15 protein-coding genes are annotated in these 16665 nt (G+C 63.4%); 4 read left to right on the plus strand and 11 right to left on the minus strand.

Annotated features, from left to right (window positions below; genetic code table 11):
* Positions 1–38: 38 nt before the first annotated feature.
* The 6 genes from adk to ACSQ8Y_RS16860 all read right to left on the minus strand — a co-directional run bounded on the left by adk (position 39) and on the right by ACSQ8Y_RS16860 (position 4134).
* On the minus strand, positions 39–695 hold the full coding sequence (adk, locus tag ACSQ8Y_RS16835; RefSeq protein WP_436267582.1) for an adenylate kinase: 657 nt from the start codon (positions 693–695) through the stop codon (positions 39–41).
* Positions 696–940: 245 nt separating this feature from the next.
* Complete coding sequence (gene kdsB, locus ACSQ8Y_RS16840; protein ID WP_436267583.1) at positions 941–1705, minus strand: 3-deoxy-manno-octulosonate cytidylyltransferase; 765 nt, start codon at positions 1703–1705, stop codon at positions 941–943.
* 10 nt (positions 1706–1715) lie between these two features.
* Positions 1716–1892, minus strand: coding sequence for a Trm112 family protein (locus tag ACSQ8Y_RS16845; RefSeq protein WP_436267584.1), 177 nt, complete (start codon positions 1890–1892; stop codon positions 1716–1718).
* On the minus strand, positions 1873–2949 hold the full coding sequence (gene lpxK / locus ACSQ8Y_RS16850) for a tetraacyldisaccharide 4'-kinase (protein ID WP_436267585.1): 1077 nt from the start codon (positions 2947–2949) through the stop codon (positions 1873–1875). The genes ACSQ8Y_RS16845 and lpxK overlap by 20 nt, the downstream gene beginning before the upstream one ends.
* A 120-nt stretch (positions 2950–3069) precedes the next feature.
* Complete coding sequence (locus ACSQ8Y_RS16855; RefSeq protein ID WP_436269849.1) at positions 3070–3507, minus strand: ExbD/TolR family protein; 438 nt, start codon at positions 3505–3507, stop codon at positions 3070–3072.
* Positions 3508–3525: 18 nt separating this feature from the next.
* On the minus strand, positions 3526–4134 hold the full coding sequence (locus ACSQ8Y_RS16860) for a MotA/TolQ/ExbB proton channel family protein (RefSeq protein WP_436267586.1): 609 nt from the start codon (positions 4132–4134) through the stop codon (positions 3526–3528).
* A 1107-nt stretch (positions 4135–5241) separates the two neighbouring features.
* Here ACSQ8Y_RS16860 and xseA point away from each other — a divergent pair.
* Together xseA and ACSQ8Y_RS16870 are read left to right on the plus strand one after the other, a co-directional pair.
* Positions 5242–6603, plus strand: coding sequence for an exodeoxyribonuclease VII large subunit (gene xseA, locus ACSQ8Y_RS16865; RefSeq protein ID WP_436267587.1), 1362 nt, complete (start codon positions 5242–5244; stop codon positions 6601–6603).
* 87 nt (positions 6604–6690) lie between these two features.
* Complete coding sequence (locus ACSQ8Y_RS16870) at positions 6691–7716, plus strand: IS110 family transposase (protein WP_436267588.1); 1026 nt, start codon at positions 6691–6693, stop codon at positions 7714–7716.
* A gap of 286 nt (positions 7717–8002) precedes the next feature.
* Here the strand turns inward: ACSQ8Y_RS16870 and ACSQ8Y_RS16875 are convergent, their stop codons facing one another.
* The 3 genes from ACSQ8Y_RS16875 to ACSQ8Y_RS16885 all read right to left on the minus strand — a co-directional run bounded on the left by ACSQ8Y_RS16875 (position 8003) and on the right by ACSQ8Y_RS16885 (position 13093).
* Positions 8003–9040: a glucokinase gene (locus tag ACSQ8Y_RS16875; RefSeq protein ID WP_436267589.1), complete on the minus strand. Its 1038-nt coding sequence runs from the start codon at positions 9038–9040 to the stop codon at positions 8003–8005.
* Positions 9041–9136: 96 nt separating this feature from the next.
* The gene (locus ACSQ8Y_RS16880) at positions 9137–11599 is read right to left on the minus strand and encodes a TonB-dependent receptor (protein WP_436267590.1); all 2463 of its coding nucleotides are present in this window, start codon (positions 11597–11599) and stop codon (positions 9137–9139) included.
* Between the two features lie 171 nt (positions 11600–11770).
* The gene (locus tag ACSQ8Y_RS16885; protein ID WP_436267591.1) at positions 11771–13093 is read right to left on the minus strand and encodes a GH1 family beta-glucosidase; all 1323 of its coding nucleotides are present in this window, start codon (positions 13091–13093) and stop codon (positions 11771–11773) included.
* Between the two features lie 240 nt (positions 13094–13333).
* Here ACSQ8Y_RS16885 and ACSQ8Y_RS16890 point away from each other — a divergent pair, with 240 nt between their 5' ends.
* Entirely contained in the window at positions 13334–14347 is a 1014-nt protein-coding gene (locus ACSQ8Y_RS16890; RefSeq protein ID WP_436267592.1) for a LacI family DNA-binding transcriptional regulator, read from the plus strand.
* Between the two features lie 114 nt (positions 14348–14461).
* Positions 14462–15040: a superoxide dismutase [Fe] gene (gene sodB, locus ACSQ8Y_RS16895; RefSeq protein WP_436267593.1), complete on the plus strand. Its 579-nt coding sequence runs from the start codon at positions 14462–14464 to the stop codon at positions 15038–15040.
* Between the two features lie 119 nt (positions 15041–15159).
* On the opposite strand, the gene ACSQ8Y_RS16900 is transcribed toward sodB, so the two are convergent.
* Positions 15160–15969 carry a hypothetical protein gene (locus ACSQ8Y_RS16900; protein ID WP_436267594.1) on the minus strand — a complete coding sequence of 270 codons (810 nt, stop codon included), beginning with the start codon at positions 15967–15969 and terminating at the stop codon, positions 15160–15162.
* Positions 15960–16658 carry an ABC transporter ATP-binding protein gene (locus tag ACSQ8Y_RS16905; RefSeq protein ID WP_436267595.1) on the minus strand — a complete coding sequence of 233 codons (699 nt, stop codon included), beginning with the start codon at positions 16656–16658 and terminating at the stop codon, positions 15960–15962. Before ACSQ8Y_RS16905 ends, ACSQ8Y_RS16900 begins: the two co-directional genes overlap by 10 nt.
* Positions 16659–16665: the final 7 nt, after the last annotated feature.

Consider the following 16665-nt stretch of genomic DNA (forward strand, 5'->3'; position numbering starts at 1 on the left):
CCGGACGGTCCGCCTGCGGATAAAGCTGTGCCGAAAGGCTAGTTCGACAGTGCCGCGAACGCGCTGTCGCGGATGGCTTCGACTGCGCCTACGCCTTCGATCTTGCGGTACTTCGGCGCCACCGGATCACCGGACTGCGCCCAGTTGTTGTAGTAGGCCAGCAGGACTTCGGTCTGGTTGTGATACACATCCAGGCGCTTCTTCACGGTCTCGGCCTTGTCGTCGTCGCGCTGCACCAGTTCTTCGCCGGTGACATCGTCCTTGTTGTCCACTTTGGGCGGATTGAATTTCACGTGGTAGACGCGGCCCGAGCCAGGGTGGCAGCGGCGGCCGTCCATACGCTCGATGATCGATTCGTCCGGCACCGAAATTTCCAGCACATAGTCCACTTTCACGCCGGCATCCTTCATGGCGTCGGCTTGCGCGATGGTGCGCGGGAAGCCGTCGAACAGATAGCCGTTGGCGCAATCGGCTTCTTTCAGGCGTTCTTTCACCAGGCCGATGATGATGTCATCCGACACCAGCTGGCCAGCGTCCATGACCTTTTTGGCGGCCAGGCCCATTTCCGTGCCGGCCTTGATGGCCGCGCGCAGCATGTCGCCGGTGGAAATCTGAGGAATGTTGTATTTTTCCTTGATGAAATTAGCCTGGGTGCCCTTGCCGGCGCCGGGTGCTCCTAACAGAATGAGACGCATGAAAAAGTCCTAAAACGATTATAAGAATCTGGTGGTATGGTTGGAAATGCTGCCGCTCTGTCTACCTTCGTCACGAAACTTACCACAAAAGGCATCCCTGGCGCCAGTTTGTGGACGATTTGGCATGAGGAAATGACGAAAGCAAGGGCGAAATCCTGAAATCGTGGACATTCCGCCTCACGCGGCCCGCATTCGGCCTGCTACAGCCACGATCATGCAGCGATACCGCTTACATACTGCTTACATCAGCTGGCAAAATGCAAGCGAACCCGTTCCAGGTCCTCCGGCGTATCGACTCCGGCGGCGGGCGCCGAGTCCGTCACATGGACGGCGATCGGGTAGCCGTGCCACAGCACGCGCAACTGCTCCAGCGCCTCGATCGATTCCAGCGGCGACACGGCCAGCTGCGGATAAGCCTGCAGGAAGTCGTTGCGGTAGGCGTACAGGCCGATATGGCGCAAGGGCACGTAGCCGGACGGCAGCGCGCTCCGCATCGAGCCGTCGCGCTGGGCGAAGGCGTCGCGGTGCCACGGGATTGTGGCGCGCGAGAAATACAGGGCGCGCCCGGCCTTGTCCAGCACCACCTTCACCACATTCGGGTTGAAAGCGTCCGCCGCGTCGTGCAGCGGGTGGGCGCAGGTCGACATCGGCACGTCGGTCCCGATGCGCGCGGCGGCGGCGGCCAGCAGCGCAGGATCGATCAGCGGCTCGTCGCCCTGCAGGTTGACGACCACCGCGTCCGGCGCCAGGTTCAGCGCGCGCGCCACTTCGGCGATGCGGTCGGTGCCGGACGGATGGTCGGCGCGCGTCATGCACACCTCCACGCCATGCGCTGCGCAGGCGGCGCGGATGTCCTCGTGGTCGGTGGCGACGATGATGCGTTGGGCGCCGGCCTCGGCCGCGCGTTCGGCCACGCGCACCACCATGGGCTTGCCGCCCAGGTCGGCCAGCGGCTTGTTCGGCAGGCGGGTGGAAGCCAGGCGCGCCGGGATGATGACGACAAAGCTCACGGCGTTCCCTTCATTCCACCGCATCTTGCAGCGTACGGGCCTCATCGGCCCACATGATGGGGATGCCATCGCGGATCGGGTAGGCCAGGCGGTCGCCGCGGCAAATCAATTCCTGGGCCTTTTTATCGTATTCCAGCGGGCCCTTGCAAACGGGGCAGACCAGGATATCAAGCAGACGAGCATCCACGACATTTCTCCACAATGTATTCGGCCAGCGCGGCATCGATGCGCGCTGTCACCGGAACCACCCACAAGCGCGGGTCGTCCCTCAGTTCTTCAATTTGCGCACATTTTACTGCATCCTTCTCGGTCATCAAGATGAGGTCCGCGTCCAGGCCGTCGAAGGGGCGGTCGAGGAAATCGTGATGGTCGGGCAAAGGCAGCTCGGCGATGTCCAGGCCGGCGCCGCGCAGCATGGCGAAGAAGCGCCCCGGATTGCCGATGCCGGCCGCCGCCGCGATGCGCAGCGGACGCTGCGCCAGTTCCGTGAGCGGCACGCGCTCGCTGCGGTCGGCCAGGCGCTCGGCCACGTCGCCCACCAGCTGCATTTGCACTGGCGCGCAGGCGGCCCCCGCTCCGCCGCGTGCCGATCCGGCTGGCGCCACGCTGGCGGCCAGCTCGGCGCTCAAATCAGGCGCGTTGACGACGGTGAAATCGCGCCGGCGCGACGGCAGCTCGCGCAGCGGGCCGGCCGGCAGCCGCCAGCCGTTGCCCACGCCACGGCTGTCGAACAGCACCACTTCCACGTCGCGCTGCAGCTTGTAATGCTGCAAGCCATCGTCGGCGACCAGGACATCGACGGCCGGGTCGGCGGCCAGCAGCGCCCTGCCCGCCGCCGCCCGGTCGCGCCCCACCATCACCGGGCAGCCGGTGCGCGTGGCGATCAGCAGCGGCTCGTCGCCGACCTGCTGCGGGGTCGAAGCGGCGGTGACGAGGCGCGGCGCGCTGTCCGCGCTGCCGAAGCCGCGCGAAATGACGCCCGGCGTAAAGCCCGCCTCGCGCAGCGCCTGCACCAGCCAGATGGTCAGCGGCGTCTTGCCTGTGCCGCCGATAAAGATATTGCCGACCACCACGACCGGCACCGGCAGCCGTTCCGACTTCAGCACGCCCGCCCTGAACAAGCCGGCGCGCAAGCCCGCCAAGCCGCCGAACAGCAGCGACACCGGCCACAGCGCGCAAGCGAGCGGCCCCCGCCGCAGCCAATTGCGCGTCAGCGTAGATTCAAGCGAAGAAGATGTAGACATAGAGACTGATTTGGCAGAACTTACCGCCGAGTTGAGCCGCGTTCGGGGACGCGGCGTCCCCGGATGCGGCTCAGCTCGGCTGGCGCAGGACGCCTGTATGGTGGCGTTGTATGGTGGCTTTTATTTGGCGCTGCCGGTCTGGGCGGCGAAGGTGAGCTTGTCGTAGCCGGCCAGGCGCGCTGCTTCCATCACGTTGATCACCATCTGGTGCATGGCGAACTGGTCGGCGTTGATGATGACCACCGGCGTCTTGTCCGCCGCGCCGCCCGCCTTGGCCGCCGCGCTTTTCAGCGATTCGGCCAGTCCGGCCACGTTCTGGAACGACACCGGCACGTTGTTCACCGTGTAGTTGCCTTTGGCGTCCACCGTCACGTTGATCTCGCCCGGCCGTTCGTGCGCCTTCTCGGCGTCGGCGGTCGGCAGCGTGATCTGCAGTTCGGTGAACTTGCTGTAGGTGGTGGTCACCATCAGGAAAATCAGGATCACCAGCAGCACGTCGATAAACGGGATCAGGTTGATCTCCGGGTCTTCGCGGTGCTGGCCGCGGCGGAAGTTCATGCCCATGGCGGACTCCGCTCAGGTCTTGCGCGAGCAGTGGACAACATCGACGAACTTGATCGCCTGCTGTTCCATCTCGTTGATAAAGCTGTCCACCAGCGCGCGGAAATGGCGGTAGAACACCAGCGTCGGCATGGCGATGGCCAGGCCGAATCCGGTGTTGTACAGCGCTACCGAAATGCCGTGCGCCAGCTGGGCCGGGTTGGTGCCGGTGGCGTTCTGCGCGCCGAAGATCTCGATCATGCCGACCACGGTGCCGAACAGGCCCATCAGCGGAGCCAGGGTGGCGATGGTGCCCAGCGTGGTCAGGAAACGGTCCAGCATGTGGGCCACGCCGCTGCCCGCCTCCTCGATGGTTTCCTTCATCACTTCGCGCGGCGAATCGATGTTGCGCAGCGCGGCCGACAGCACCACGCCCAGCGGCGAACTCTGCTCCAGCTTGTGGATCACGTCCGGCGTGATGTTGCCGCTGCGGTAGACGCCCACCACCTCGTCCAGCAGCTGGCGCGGGATGATCTTGGCGCGGCGCAGGAACAGCAGGCGTTCGATGACAAGGGCGGTGGCGACGATGGAGGCGATCAGCAGAGGCCAGATGGGCCAGCCGGCAGCTTGGATGATGGCGAGCAAAACGAACTCCTGTGTTAGGACTGCGCAGGCAGGAATGCCTAGACGCGCAATGTAGCTGGTTGTAGGCCAATCGGCAAGTATATCGCCGTGGCGGACTTATCCCCTATTCTGCACACATTCTGTGGACAAGATTGTTAGCAAGGCAGCCGACTACGCGATAAGCGCTTGATCCATAAGGATAAATCAACCATGCGCAAAAAACGCGCAGCACTTCCGCGACTGCGGCGAAATTGGCCGCCCATAGTTCTCCCCATAATCTGTTGATAAGATTGTTAGCAAGGACATTGATCGGCAGCAAAGCCCTTGATTCATAAGCGCTTTCTTTCCGTGCGCAAAAATTTCGCATTTACAGGAAAGACCCGCGTTTTGTATGGTTCTTGATACTAAAACCCATGTTTCAAAGGTCGATTGGGGACAACCGCCTCATTCTGCACAAAAACTGTGGACAAAATTGTTAGCAAGGCTGCACATTGCATGCTAAGCCATTGATTTTATTGAACTAACAGGCTTCGATTAAAAAACGGGCAGCAAGTTCAGTGCCAACTACCTCTGGTCACAGACGTACATTCATTCAGGCAACTGTGCACTTCTTCACACAATATGTGGATAAGATTGTGCGCAAGGCCCTCGGCTACACAGTATGTCATTGATTTGTAACAAATAACTTACAGTGCCCAAATTTTAATCAGCCGCAAATAACAAGGGATGGTTGTATGCATAGTGCTGGCGCGCGCATGGCATGCACCGAAGTTCTGCACATCTTCTGTGGATAATATTGTGAGCAAGCCGTCCGCCGGGCGGTCAAGTATTTGATTTATAAAGTAAACATTTCTATGAGTAAATTTTTAGCATGTGTCATGTCCATATCAAAAGTCGTTTGATACCAAAAAGTTCCGCACATTTTTTGTGGATAACTTTGTGCGTAACCCGCGCCGCCTTGGGCAAAGTACTTGATCCATAAGGATTTTCCTGAAATGCTCGCTAATGAAGCATTACAGTTTCTCTTTTAAAATCAAACGTTTACAAAAAATACTTGCGATAAAAAGTGATGTATGACATAAGCATGACCTGCGCGCCATTTTGTGGACAGTTTCCCTTTCCTGAACGATGAATACCAGCAATCAAAGCGACATCAGTAACCAGCAGCAAGCCGTCATCAGCGTCAGCGCGCTCAACCAGGCCGTCAGCCGCCTGCTGGAACGCAGTTTCCCGCTGACGTGGATATCCGGCGAAATTTCCAATTTCACGCGCGCCAGTTCGGGCCATTGGTATTTCACGCTGAAGGACGACGCGGCCCAGGTACGGGCCGTGATGTTCCGTGGCCGCGCGCAATACGCCGGCTTTATGCCGCGCGAGGGCGACAAGGTCGAAGTGCGCGCGCTGGTGACCCTGTACGGGCCGCGCGGCGACTACCAGATCAACGTCGAGGCAATACGCCGCGCAGGCGTGGGGGCGCTGTTCGAGGCCTTCCTGCGCATGAAGGAGCGGCTGGGCGCGGCCGGCCTGTTCGACCAGGACCGCAAGCGCGCCGTGCCGATGTTTGCGCGCACCATCGGCGTGGTCACCAGCCCCACCGGGGCGGCGCTGCGCGACGTGCTGACGGCGCTCAAGCGGCGCGCGCCGCACGTGCGCGTGGTGCTGTATCCGACGCTGGTGCAAGGGCAGCAGGCGCCCGAGCAGATCGCCGCCGCGATCAACACGGCCTCCGCGCGCGCCGAGTGCGAGGTTCTGATCGTCTGCCGGGGCGGCGGCAGCATCGAGGATTTGTGGGCGTTCAATGACGAAGCCGTGGCGTACGCCGTGGCCAACTGCAATGTGCCCGTGATATCGGGCGTGGGCCACGAGACCGACTTCACCATCGCCGACTTCGCGGCCGACCTGCGCGCCGCCACGCCGACGGCGGCGGCCGAACTGGCGGCCACGCCGCGCAGCGACTGGCTGGCCTCCTTGCGCGCCGACGCCACCGACCTGCGGCGCGCCATGCAGCGCGCGCTGGGCGACGCCGCGCAGACGCTGGACGGCTACACGCGGCGCCTGCTCAGCCCGTCGGCGCAGATCGGCCAGCAGCGCAGCAAGCTGCTGGCGCACGCCACCGCGCTGACGCACGCCAACCGCGCGCCGCTAGCCCAGGCGCGGGTCGGTTTCGACAAGCTGCAATCGCGCTGGGCCGCGTTGCGTCCGGACGTGCGGGGGCTGAGGATGGAACTGGAAAACCTGCAGCGCCGCGCTGCGCTGAGCCTGTCCAACCAGCAGGCGCAAAAGCGCGACGCCCTGCATGCGCTGGCAGCGCAATTGGAAATGCTCAACCCCCAACGCACGCTAGAACGCGGCTACGCCATCGTCACCGGCCAGGACGGCGTCATCCTGCGCGCACCCGAACAGATCAAGGCGCGCGACAGCGTCACCATGCGCCTGGCCGAAGGCAGCACACAAGTCGAAATTGCCTCGGCGAAAACATTGCCGACATAATTAACCCTGGCCCCTAATGAGATGGTCACCCTCCACCCTATAAGTTACTAAGCTTATAGGGTGTTTTCACTTCTGAAGGAGGCCATCATGGAGAACGTTACCCTCATCGGCATTGACCTTGGCAAGCACAGCTTTCATGTCCATGGTCAGGATCGGCATGGCAAAGCATTGCTGCGCAAGAAGTTCAGTCGCAGTCAGTTGATGGAATTTCTCGCCAAATTTCATCCGTGTACCATTGTCATGGAAGCTTGCGCGGGAGCGCATTTCATGGCCAGGCAGTTGGCGGCGTTCGGTCATGAGGCCAAGCTGATTTCGCCGCAGTTCGTCCGCCCCTTCGTCAAGAGCAACAAGAACGACTTCATCGATGCTGAAGCCATTTGCGAGGCGGCTTGCCGCCCCGCCATGCGCTTTGTCACGCCAAAGAATGAAGCCCAGCAGACATTGTCGGCACTGCACCGTGTGCGCGAATCGCTGGTGCGCGACCGAGTCAAGGCCAGCAACCAGATCCATGGTTTTCTACTCGAATTCGGGATCAGCCTGCCGGTGGGCTACGCAGCGATTCGGCGTTTGCCGGCCATCCTTTCCGAGCGTCCATTGCCGCCACGGCTGGTCGATGTGCTAACCCGGCTGCAAGCTCATTTCAAGTATCTCGACGAACAGATCGCTGACATGGAAAAGGAACTGACGCGTCAAGTGACCGATGACGACCTGGGCCAGCGGCTCATGACAGTGCCCGGAATCGGCCCGATCACGGCCAGCGTGCTCGCGGCCGAAGTGGGCGATGGCAAGCATTACCGTTGCGGCCGCGACTTCGCTGCCGCCGTCGGCTTGGTGCCGCGCCAGTACAGCACCGGCGGCAGAAATAAGCTGCTGGGCATCAGCAAGCGGGGCGACAAGAATCTGCGGCGCCTACTGGTCCAATGCGCCCGGGCGTACATGTTGCACCTGGAGCGCCAGCGAGGACGGCTGGCCGAGTGGGTGCGCGCCATGCTCACGCGGCGCCACTCCAACGTGGTGGCCTGTGCCTTGGCCAATAAATTGGCACGCACAGCCTGGGCCATCGCGGCTCACCATACTGAATTTAAAACGAAAGAGGCCCCCATGGCAACATGAGGGCCCTTTGAGACTCACCGCTTTACAGCACACCTACCGGTTTTGCGACTGCTGACATTGGATGACGTGAACGGCACACCGGCCTGACGGAAACCTGGTACGAAAATCGGCATCGCAGGCCGAGCCCCTTTTAGGACCGACAGGCGCGACTCTCATCGTGGCGCGGAGACCATCTCCAACCAGACGCCGGATAGATTTAAGCGAGCCTACTCACATCATACAAAATCAGCTTGCAAAAGCGAGGGTGACCATAGATTTTCATTGTCCTCCCTTCACCGCCCCCCCTTCAGGCGAGCTCGGCGAGGATGACGGACATGCCCATCAGGGCGGGGTAGTCGGCGGTGATGACGTAGGTGGGGATGTGCGACAGGTAGCCGCTGAAGCGGCCTTTGTGCTCGAAGCGGGCGCGGAAGCCGGAGCGCTGGAAGAAGTCGCCCAGGCGCGGCACGATGCCGCCGCCTATGTACATGCCGCCGCGCGCGCCCAGGGTGATGGCGACGTTGCCGGCTATCGTGCCGAGCATTTCGCAGAAGGTCTCCAGCGTCTCGACGCAGACCATGCATTCGCCGCGCAGGCCGCGCTCCAGGATCTGCGGCGAGTCTATGCCCTGCGGCACGGCGCCTGCGCGCTCGGCCAGTACTTCGTAGATCAACCGTATGCCGGGCCCGGACACCAGCCGCTCGGCCGACACGTGCCCATAGCGCTGCTGCGCATGGCGTACGATCTCGATCTCGCGCTCGCTGACGGCGGCGAAGGTGCTGTGCCCTCCTTCGCTGTCCAGCGCGACCCACTCTTTTCCAACAGGGACCAGCCCCGATACGCCCAGTCCCGTGCCGGCGCCGATCAGCCCGATCACGCCGCGCTCGCGCGCTTCGCCGCCGCCCACCTGCACACGGTGCTGCGCCGACAGGAAGGGCACGGAGCGCGCCAGCGCCGCGAAGTCGTTGACGACGTGCAGCGAATTCAAACTGAATTGGGAACAGATCGCTTCGACTGAAAACGACCAGTGGTGATTCGTCATGCGCACCGCGTCGCCGTCGATCGGGTTGGCGATGGCGATGCCCGCTTCGCGGGCCTGGTAGCCGCCCGCCGCCACCGTGGCCGGCTGCGACAAGTACTGCACGATGGCCGCACCCAGCGTTGGGTAGGCGGCGCATTCGGCAACCCAGATGGCGTCGATGCGCCCGGCCGCGGTCTGCAAGCCGAAGCGCGCATTGCTGCCGCCGATGTCGGCCAGCAGCCAGGGACGCTCGTAGCGCGCGCCGCCGCCTTCGTCGCCGTCGAATATGGCGAGGGAATGCTGGGGGATGTTTTCGATCTTCATGGCCGCTCCTGGGTATCTCCGACAATGCCGGCCAGGCGGACGGGCGGCGCAACCAGGCTTGCGCGCCCGGCTCCGCTCCGCCCGCCTGTGCGCGCTTTAGAACTTCATCGACACGCGTCCGCCGACCGTACGCGGCGCATTATAGAACGCACCGTAGATCTGCTGCGTCGGCTGGCATGGCATGCCGGTGTCCGTGCACAGTTCCGTCACGTCCAGCTTCACGTCGCGGTCGGTCGCGTTCTGCACGAACAGTTCCGCCGTGTAGGCCTTGTTCAGCGGCTGGAAGCGTACGCTCAGGTCCAGCGTGGCGTAGGCTTTCTGCTTCTTCACGCCGGCATGGCCGGGCACGTCGTTGCTGAAGGCGCCGGAACCGACGAAGGTCTCGCCTTCGTAGTGCGCCGAGATGCGCGGCGTGAACAGGCCTTTGCTGCTGGCGAAGTCATGCTCGTACTGCAGCGTGGTGGAGAACTTCGGCGCGTGCTTCATCACGCTGCCGCCTACGTCCACGGCCGGCGCGGTCGAGCCGCAGGCGAGGCCCTTGGCGCGGGCCGCGTCGACGTCGCACGACAGGAAGCTGTCATAGGTGGCGTCGAGCCAGGTGGCGGTGCCGGTCAGGCGGTCCACCTTGGTCGGACGCCAGGTCCATTCTGCTTCCACGCCGTTCACCGTGGCGCCGGCGGCGTTGAAGTTGGCCAGCACGCTGTTGACCACTTGCGACTCCAGCTTGTCCTTGTACTTCATGTGGAAGGCGGCCAGGTTCAGGGTCAGCATGCGGTCCAGCAGGTCGGACTTCATGCCCAGCTCGTAGCTGGTCAGCTTCTCGGGCTTGGTGGTGGCGCCGCCGTCGCCGATGGCGGGCGAGTGGAAGCCGGTGGTGACGGAGCCGTACAACAGGATCTCGGGACGCAGCTTGTATTCCAGGCGGCCCAGGTAGGTGGCCTGGCCGTATTCCAGGTCGGCCGTGTTGTCGCCCGCCGTGTTGCCGCAGCCGGCCGCCGTCACCGCGCCGCCGGGGCCGATGTTGTGGGTGTTGATCAGGCCCGTGCCGGGCGTGACCAGCTGCCGCAGCTGGTCCGGCGTCAGCACCGTGGTGCCCAGCGGGACGTTGGCCGGCCAGTTCGGGCAGGCCCAGTTCTGGCCGCCGATGTCGAACTTGTGGTCCTTGGTGTAGCGCGCGCCGGCCGTCAGTTTCAGTTCGCTGGTCAACTGCTGGCTCGCTTGCGCGAACACGGCTTTCGATTTCAGCTGGCGGTTGCCCTGGATGAAGGACATGGCCGACGCGTACTGGCCCACCGTCGGGCGCACGAAGATGACGGAGCCGTTGGCGACGTCCTGCGCGACCGTCGCTTGCGAAATCTGGCTGCGGTCGATGTCGAAGCGGACCTTGTTTTTCTCGCCGAAGAAGAACAGGCCGCCCACCCACTGGAACGGCGCGTCGTTGTCCGAGCGTGCCTGCAGTTCATGGGAGTAGCTGTCGAACTTCGCCCATTCGGTGCGGTTCTCGGACTTGAAGCCGGGGAACAGGCCGGCGTCGGCGTCGTTGACGTTGGCGCGCTTGTAGCGGCTCCAGCTGCCCAGGTAGGTCAGGTCCAGCTCGTCGCTCGGGTGGTAATTGAGCTTGCCCTTGAAGGTGGTGATGGACTGGTCCAGCGTGCCGGGGCTGTCGATCAGCGCCGAGCGCAGTTCGGTGCCGGCCGCAGGTTCGGCCGCCAGGTAGACGTTGCCCGCGCCCTGGTCCTTGTAGTAGTCGGCGATGACGGTGGCGCGCAGATCCGGCGTGAAGCGCCACAGCAGCGAGGCGCGCGCGCCCATCTTGTCTTCGGCGCCGTACTTCTTCGCGCCCGGCAGCACGTTCGAACCTTTGCGGAAGTCGACCGTGCCGTCGTGGCTGTCCTTGATGGCGGCGATGCGCAGCGCGATGTCGTCGGCCAGCGGGATGTTGATCATCGCTTGCGTTTGCAGGCGGTGGTAGTCGCCGATGGTGATGCCGGCCGAGCCGAACACCTTCTCGGTGCTGGGCGCGCCGGACACCAGGTTGACCGCGCCGGCGGTCGAGTTGCGGCCGTTCAGCGTGCCTTGCGGGCCGCGCGCCACCTCGACATGCGACAAGTCGTACATCAGCGCGGTGGCGCCCTGCGGACGCGGCGAGTAGATGCCGTCGATGTAGAAGGCCACGGCCGGGTCGCCCAGCTCCGTGTGGTTGGCCGAGCCGACGCCGCGCATGTAGACGTGCACGCCGCCCGAGTCGCCGTGCTGCTCGACCACCAGGCTGGGCACCATGCTGGTCAGCGAGGCAAGGTCTTTGACCTGGTTGTTGGACAGCGTGTCCTGGCTGTAAGCGGTGATCGCCAGCGGGGTTTCCTGCACAAAGGTGTTGCGGCGGGTGGCGGTGACGACGATTTTTTCAGGTTCGCCGTTGCGCGCGGCGACGGGCGCTTCGATCGGTGCGGCGGCGGCGGCCGGCATGGCGGCGGTGGCGCCTTCTTGGGCGTAGGCGCTGGCGGTCAGCAGGGCAAGCGGCGCGAGTTTCCACATCGCCTTGATTTGCGAATTTGTCATGTCTTTCCTCTATGTATCCGTTGATTAATTGGTGTTGCATAGCTCTTTGGCTACTACCACAATGCGTTCGTACTCAGCTCGAATTCATCTGGGCTCCTGGTTGGGGTGACGGGCCAGCGCGCGGCCGGCCCGGTCGAATAAGAAAAACTTGCTGCTTATAAAACTTGCTGCTTATGCCTGCTTGATGAAATTGCGGTACCAGTGCGCACTGTCCTTCAGCGTGCGCTGCTGGGTGTCATAGTCGACATGGACCAGGCCGAAACGCCGCAGGTAGCCGGAGTTCCATTCGAAGTTGTCCATCAGGCTCCAGTAGAAATAGCCCCGCACGTCGACGCCCGCGTCCATCGCGTCGTGCAGCGCTGCCAGGTGCATCTTCAAGTAGTCGATGCGCGCCTGGTCGTGCACCTGCCCTCCTTCGAGCTGGTCCGCGACGGCCATGCCGTTTTCGGTGATGTAGACCGGCGGCAGCGTGTACTCGGCGTGCAGCTTCAGCAGCAACTCGGTCAAGCCTTGCGGATAAATCTCCCAGCCCATGTCCGTCACGCCCAGCAGGCACGGCGGCGTGCGCGGCGGCGTCTCGGTGCTGACATAGGCGCGGAAGTAGTAATTCACGCCCAGGAAGTCGATCGGCTGCCGGATATCGTTGAAATCGTTTTCATGAATGGACAAAAGAGAACAGTCGTTATTTTCCAGGGCCAGCTCCGGATAGCTGCCTTTGAAAATCGGGTCCATGAACCAGGCCACGGAGCGCGCCCACTCCACTTCGGCAGCCTTGATGTCGGCGGCGGAGCCGGTGGCCGGGGTGGCGGTCCATTGATTCAGCACGATGCCCAGCTTGGCCGACACGTTCAGCGCACGCATCGATTGCATCGCCAGGCCGTGCGACAGCAGCAGGTGGTGCGAGGCCGAGACGGCGGCGGCGGGACGGGCGATGCCGGGCGCGAACTGGCCGGTGCCGTAGCCCAGGTTGGCGGTGCACCACGGCTCGTTGTGGGTGGCGATGCTGGCCACGCGGTTGCCGAAGCGGCGCGCCACTTCGGCGGCGTACACGGCGAAATGCTCGGCGGTCTCGCGGTTCAGCCATCCGCCCTCGTCTTCCAGCGCCTGCGGCAGGTCCCAGTGGTACAGCGTGACGTGGGCGGCGACATTTTTCTCGGCCAGCTTGTCCAGCAGGCGCGAATAGAAGTCGAAGCCGGCTTCGTTCCAGGCGCCGCTGCCGTCCGGCTGCACCCTCGGCCAGGCGATGGAGAAGCGGTAGGCGTCCACGTTGAGGCCGGCGATGAGGTCCACGTCCTCGGCGTAACGGTGGTAGTGGTCGCAAGCCACGTCGCCTGTGCTGGCGTCGGTGATCTTGCCTTCGGTATGGGTGAAGGTGTCCCAGATGGACGCGCCCCGGCCATCGGCGGTGGCGCCGCCTTCGATCTGGTAGGCGCTGGTCGCGACACCCCAGGTGAAGGTGGGCGGGAAGGCTGCAATTTTTTCAGGTATGGACATGTCTAGGAGGCTAGGTAAGTGGAGTGGCCCGTTGCTGTTCGTCGTTCCGTGCCGGGACTCGGCCTTGAAAACGTTTTCAAGCGATGGGCGTATTTAACACCGGGTGAAAATCGAAGTCAATCATAATATTTTCAACAACTACCCGTTTTTTATGGCCGGCATCGGCCCGCCCAGAGGGGAAACGGCGAAAAATCTGTGGTATTCTGACCATGAAAAGGATTTCACCGAACAGGCCCCCTCTTGAGCGACAACCACCAAACAGCCCCCTCGACTTTGCTCGATGTCGCCCGCGAAGCGGGAGTGTCGCCCAGCACCGTATCGCGTATCCTGAACGGCACCGCCAAGGTGTCGGACGACAAGCGTCTGGCCGTAATGGCCGCCATCGCGCGCACCAAGTTCGCGCCCAACCTGATGGCCCAGGGCCTGAAACGGGGCCGCTCGCAAACCATAGGCATCGTGGTGCAGGACATCTCCTCGCCCTACTTCGACGAAACCCTGCGCGGGGTCGACGACGGCCTGAAAGACACCGGCTACGCCTCGGTGATCGTCAGCGGCCACTGGAACGCGGAAGAAGAGGCGGACCGGATGCGCCTGCTGCTGGCGCGCAAGGTGGACGGCATCATCCTGCTGTCGGGCCGCATGTCGGACGAGACGGTGCTGCAGTTCTCCGGCCAGCGCCCCATCGTTTCCACCGGACGCGAGCTGAACACGCGCAGCGCCCTCGGCTTCAAGCTCGACAACGAGCACGGCGCCTGGATGGCCGCGCGCCACCTGCTCGAAATGGGCCACCGCCGCATCGCCTTCGTCTGCGGCCCGGCCGACAACAAGGACGCCGAGGAGCGCCTGGCCGGCTACAAGCGCGCGCTGCACGAAGCGGGCGTCGAGCTCGACCCCAAGCTCGTCGTCGAGGGCAACTTCCACGAAAACAGCGGCCTGCTGGCCATCAACCGCCTGTTCGACACCGGCCAGCAGTTCACCGCCGTGTTCGCCGCCAACGACCAGAGCGCCTATGGCGTGCGGCTGGCGCTGTACCGCAAGGGCATCCGCGTGCCGGACGACATCTCGCTGGTCGGCTTCGACGATTTGCCCGGCTCCTCCTATACCACCCCGCCGCTAACGACCATACGCCAGCCCCTATACGACATGGGTCTGGTGGCCACCCACGCGCTGCTGCGCCTGATCCACGGCGAGCCGGTACAGTCGCAGGTGCCGCCGCTGGAGCTGGTGGTGCGCGAAACCACGCGGCGGCGCTGAAACGCTTGCCCCCACGGTATCCGGGGGCAATTCAGCGCCATGCCGCGCTAAGGTTTACAATGATGGTCGTTTCAGCAAAAATGACTTTTCAGACTTAACCAAAAGGATAGACACATGGAACATACCCTGCCACCTCTGCCGTATGCAATGGACGCCCTGGCGCCGCACATCTCGCAAGAAACCCTGGAATACCACTACGGTAAGCACCATCAAGCGTATGTCACCAACCTGAACAACCTGATCAAGGGCACCGAATTCGAAGCCCTGTCGCTGGAAGAGATCATCAAGAAATCGTCCGGTGGCATCTTCAACAACTCGGCCCAGGTATGGAACCACACCTTCTACTGGAACGGCATGAAGCCAGCCGGCGGCGGCGCGCCTAGCGGCGCCCTGGCCGACGCGATCAACGCGAAGTGGGGTTCGTTCGACACCTTCAAGGCAGAATTCACCAAGTCCTGCATCGGCAACTTCGGTTCGAGCTGGACCTGGCTGGTGAAAAAGCCGGACGGCACCGTGGACATCGTCAACACCTCGAACGCGGCCACCCCGCTGACCACCGAGAACAAAGCGCTGCTGACTTGCGACCTGTGGGAGCACGCCTACTACATCGACACCCGCAATGCGCGTCCGAAGTATGTTGAGAACTTCTTCAACCTGGTGAACTGGGACTTCGCGGCCGCCAACTTCGCTTAATCGCGAGGCGTCCGCTTCCCCGAAAACCTGCGCTGCGGCGCAGGTTTTTTTTCGATTTCCATGGCAACCTCATTGGATGCAAGCTGGGCGGTTCCGGCGATGCCACGCTACCCATGTCTTCAACCCTGTTGCAGGATCTTGATGATGCGGTCTTCGGACCGCTCGCCTGCGCCGGCGTTGCTGGACTGCCTCTCCTTGCGCGCCACCAGCAGGCGGTCGCCGGAGCGCGCGTAGACGGACTGCTCGTCATGCTTGTACTCGAAGCTGACCACGATAAAGGCGCGGCCCGTGGCGTGCACATTCAGTCGGCTGGCCAGCGGCGTGCCTTCGGCGTCGATCCAGATATCGAGCTTGCCGTCGAACTCCTTGACGTATTTCCGGTCGCGGTCGCTCAGGCTGGTAACGGGAACGCTGAAGCTCAGCTGGCGCGCCGGCCTGCCATTGTAGCTGGCGGCCTTCTCGCTGTTGAAACTGGTGCGTTCAAGCTGGCGCGCCAGGCTTTCGGCGGCCGACACCATGGGACGCAGTTCATCCGGCCCCAGTTCGCGCATGGCGTACAGCGTGGGCGTCTTGGCGTTGGGATTCTTGGCCACAGCCTGCTGCTCCACGTCCATGCGCGACAATAGTTCGCGGCCATACTGCAGCCGCATGCCCTGGCTGCCGTCCTCCAGTGCGATGCTGGCGGCGCCCGCATATTCCTCCGCATCCTTGCCTTCGCCGCTGCGGCGCCAGGTCTTGGTTTCCAGCGTACCTTTCAGCGGTGTCTGCGCCTGCAAACGGGACAAGGCGCCCTTCAGGTCGGACAGGCCGTCGGCATGGGCGGCGCCGCTGGCGCTCGCGGCGGCGAAAGCGATGGCGATCGCAGCCATGGTTGCCTTCGCTACGGATGGCACGGCCACCACGGTGTCTGCGTTGGCGGTCAGGCGCATAATGCTTCCTTTTGCGAGTCTTCCTCGGTCAGGCGGCCGGCGGACATGGTGACGGTGCGGCCGCAGCGCGCGGCGATTGCCGGGTCGTGCGTGACGAGCACCAGCGTGGAGCCGCGCTCGCGGTTCAGGGCGAACATCAGCTGCATCACCGCCTCACCGGTGGCGGCATCCAGGCTGCCGGTCGGCTCGTCGGCGAACAGCAGCGGCGGTTCGGACACGAAGGCGCGCGCCAGCGCCACGCGCTGCTGCTCGCCGCCGGACAGGTACTTGGGATAGTGCTTCAGGCGGCTGGACAGGCCTACCCGCTCCAGCATCGCTTCGGCCTTGACGCGCGCGTGGGTCTCGCCGCGCAGTTCAAGCGGCAGCATCACGTTCTCCACTGCCGTCAGGTGCGCCAGCAGCTGGAAGGACTGGAACACGAAGCCCAGCTTGGCCTGCCGGAACACGGCGCGGCCGTCTTCATCGAGGGCGAAAATGTCGCCGCCGTCCAGCAGCACGGTGCCGGCGCTGGGCGTATCGAGACCGGCCAGGATGCCGAGCAGCGTGGACTTGCCGGAGCCGGAAGCGCCGACGATGGCCAGCGTCTCCCTTGCCCGCACGCTGAAATTGACGTCGTCGAGGATGGTCAGTTCGCCGGTGGCGTCGGCCACGCGCTTGCCCAGACTGCGGACCTGGATAATTGGGTGCATCTGCTTC

The sequence above is a fragment of the Pseudoduganella sp. LjRoot289 genome, assembly GCF_964252925.1.
In the GTDB taxonomy this organism is placed as follows: domain Bacteria; phylum Pseudomonadota; class Gammaproteobacteria; order Burkholderiales; family Burkholderiaceae_D; genus Rugamonas.

Bases quoted from the DNA above. Each gene is read 5' to 3' on its own strand.
- ACSQ8Y_RS16880 (WP_436267590.1), bottom strand. From the start codon at position 11,599: ATGACAAATTCGCAAATCAAGGCGATGTGGAAACTCGCGCCGCTTGCC.
- ACSQ8Y_RS16885 (WP_436267591.1), bottom strand. From the start codon at position 13,093: ATGTCCATACCTGAAAAAATTGCAGCCTTCCCGCCCACCTTCACCTGG.
- adk (WP_436267582.1), bottom strand. From the start codon at position 695: ATGCGTCTCATTCTGTTAGGAGCACCCGGCGCCGGCAAGGGCACCCAG.
- lpxK (WP_436267585.1), bottom strand. From the start codon at position 2,949: ATGTCTACATCTTCTTCGCTTGAATCTACGCTGACGCGCAATTGGCTG.
- ACSQ8Y_RS16900 (WP_436267594.1), bottom strand. From the start codon at position 15,969: ATGCGCCTGACCGCCAACGCAGACACCGTGGTGGCCGTGCCATCCGTA.
- xseA (WP_436267587.1), top strand. From the start codon at position 5,242: ATGAATACCAGCAATCAAAGCGACATCAGTAACCAGCAGCAAGCCGTC.
- sodB (WP_436267593.1), top strand. From the start codon at position 14,462: ATGGAACATACCCTGCCACCTCTGCCGTATGCAATGGACGCCCTGGCG.
- ACSQ8Y_RS16905 (WP_436267595.1), bottom strand. From the start codon at position 16,658: ATGCACCCAATTATCCAGGTCCGCAGTCTGGGCAAGCGCGTGGCCGAC.
- ACSQ8Y_RS16870 (WP_436267588.1), top strand. From the start codon at position 6,691: ATGGAGAACGTTACCCTCATCGGCATTGACCTTGGCAAGCACAGCTTT.
- ACSQ8Y_RS16855 (WP_436269849.1), bottom strand. From the start codon at position 3,507: ATGAACTTCCGCCGCGGCCAGCACCGCGAAGACCCGGAGATCAACCTG.
- ACSQ8Y_RS16875 (WP_436267589.1), bottom strand. From the start codon at position 9,040: ATGAAGATCGAAAACATCCCCCAGCATTCCCTCGCCATATTCGACGGC.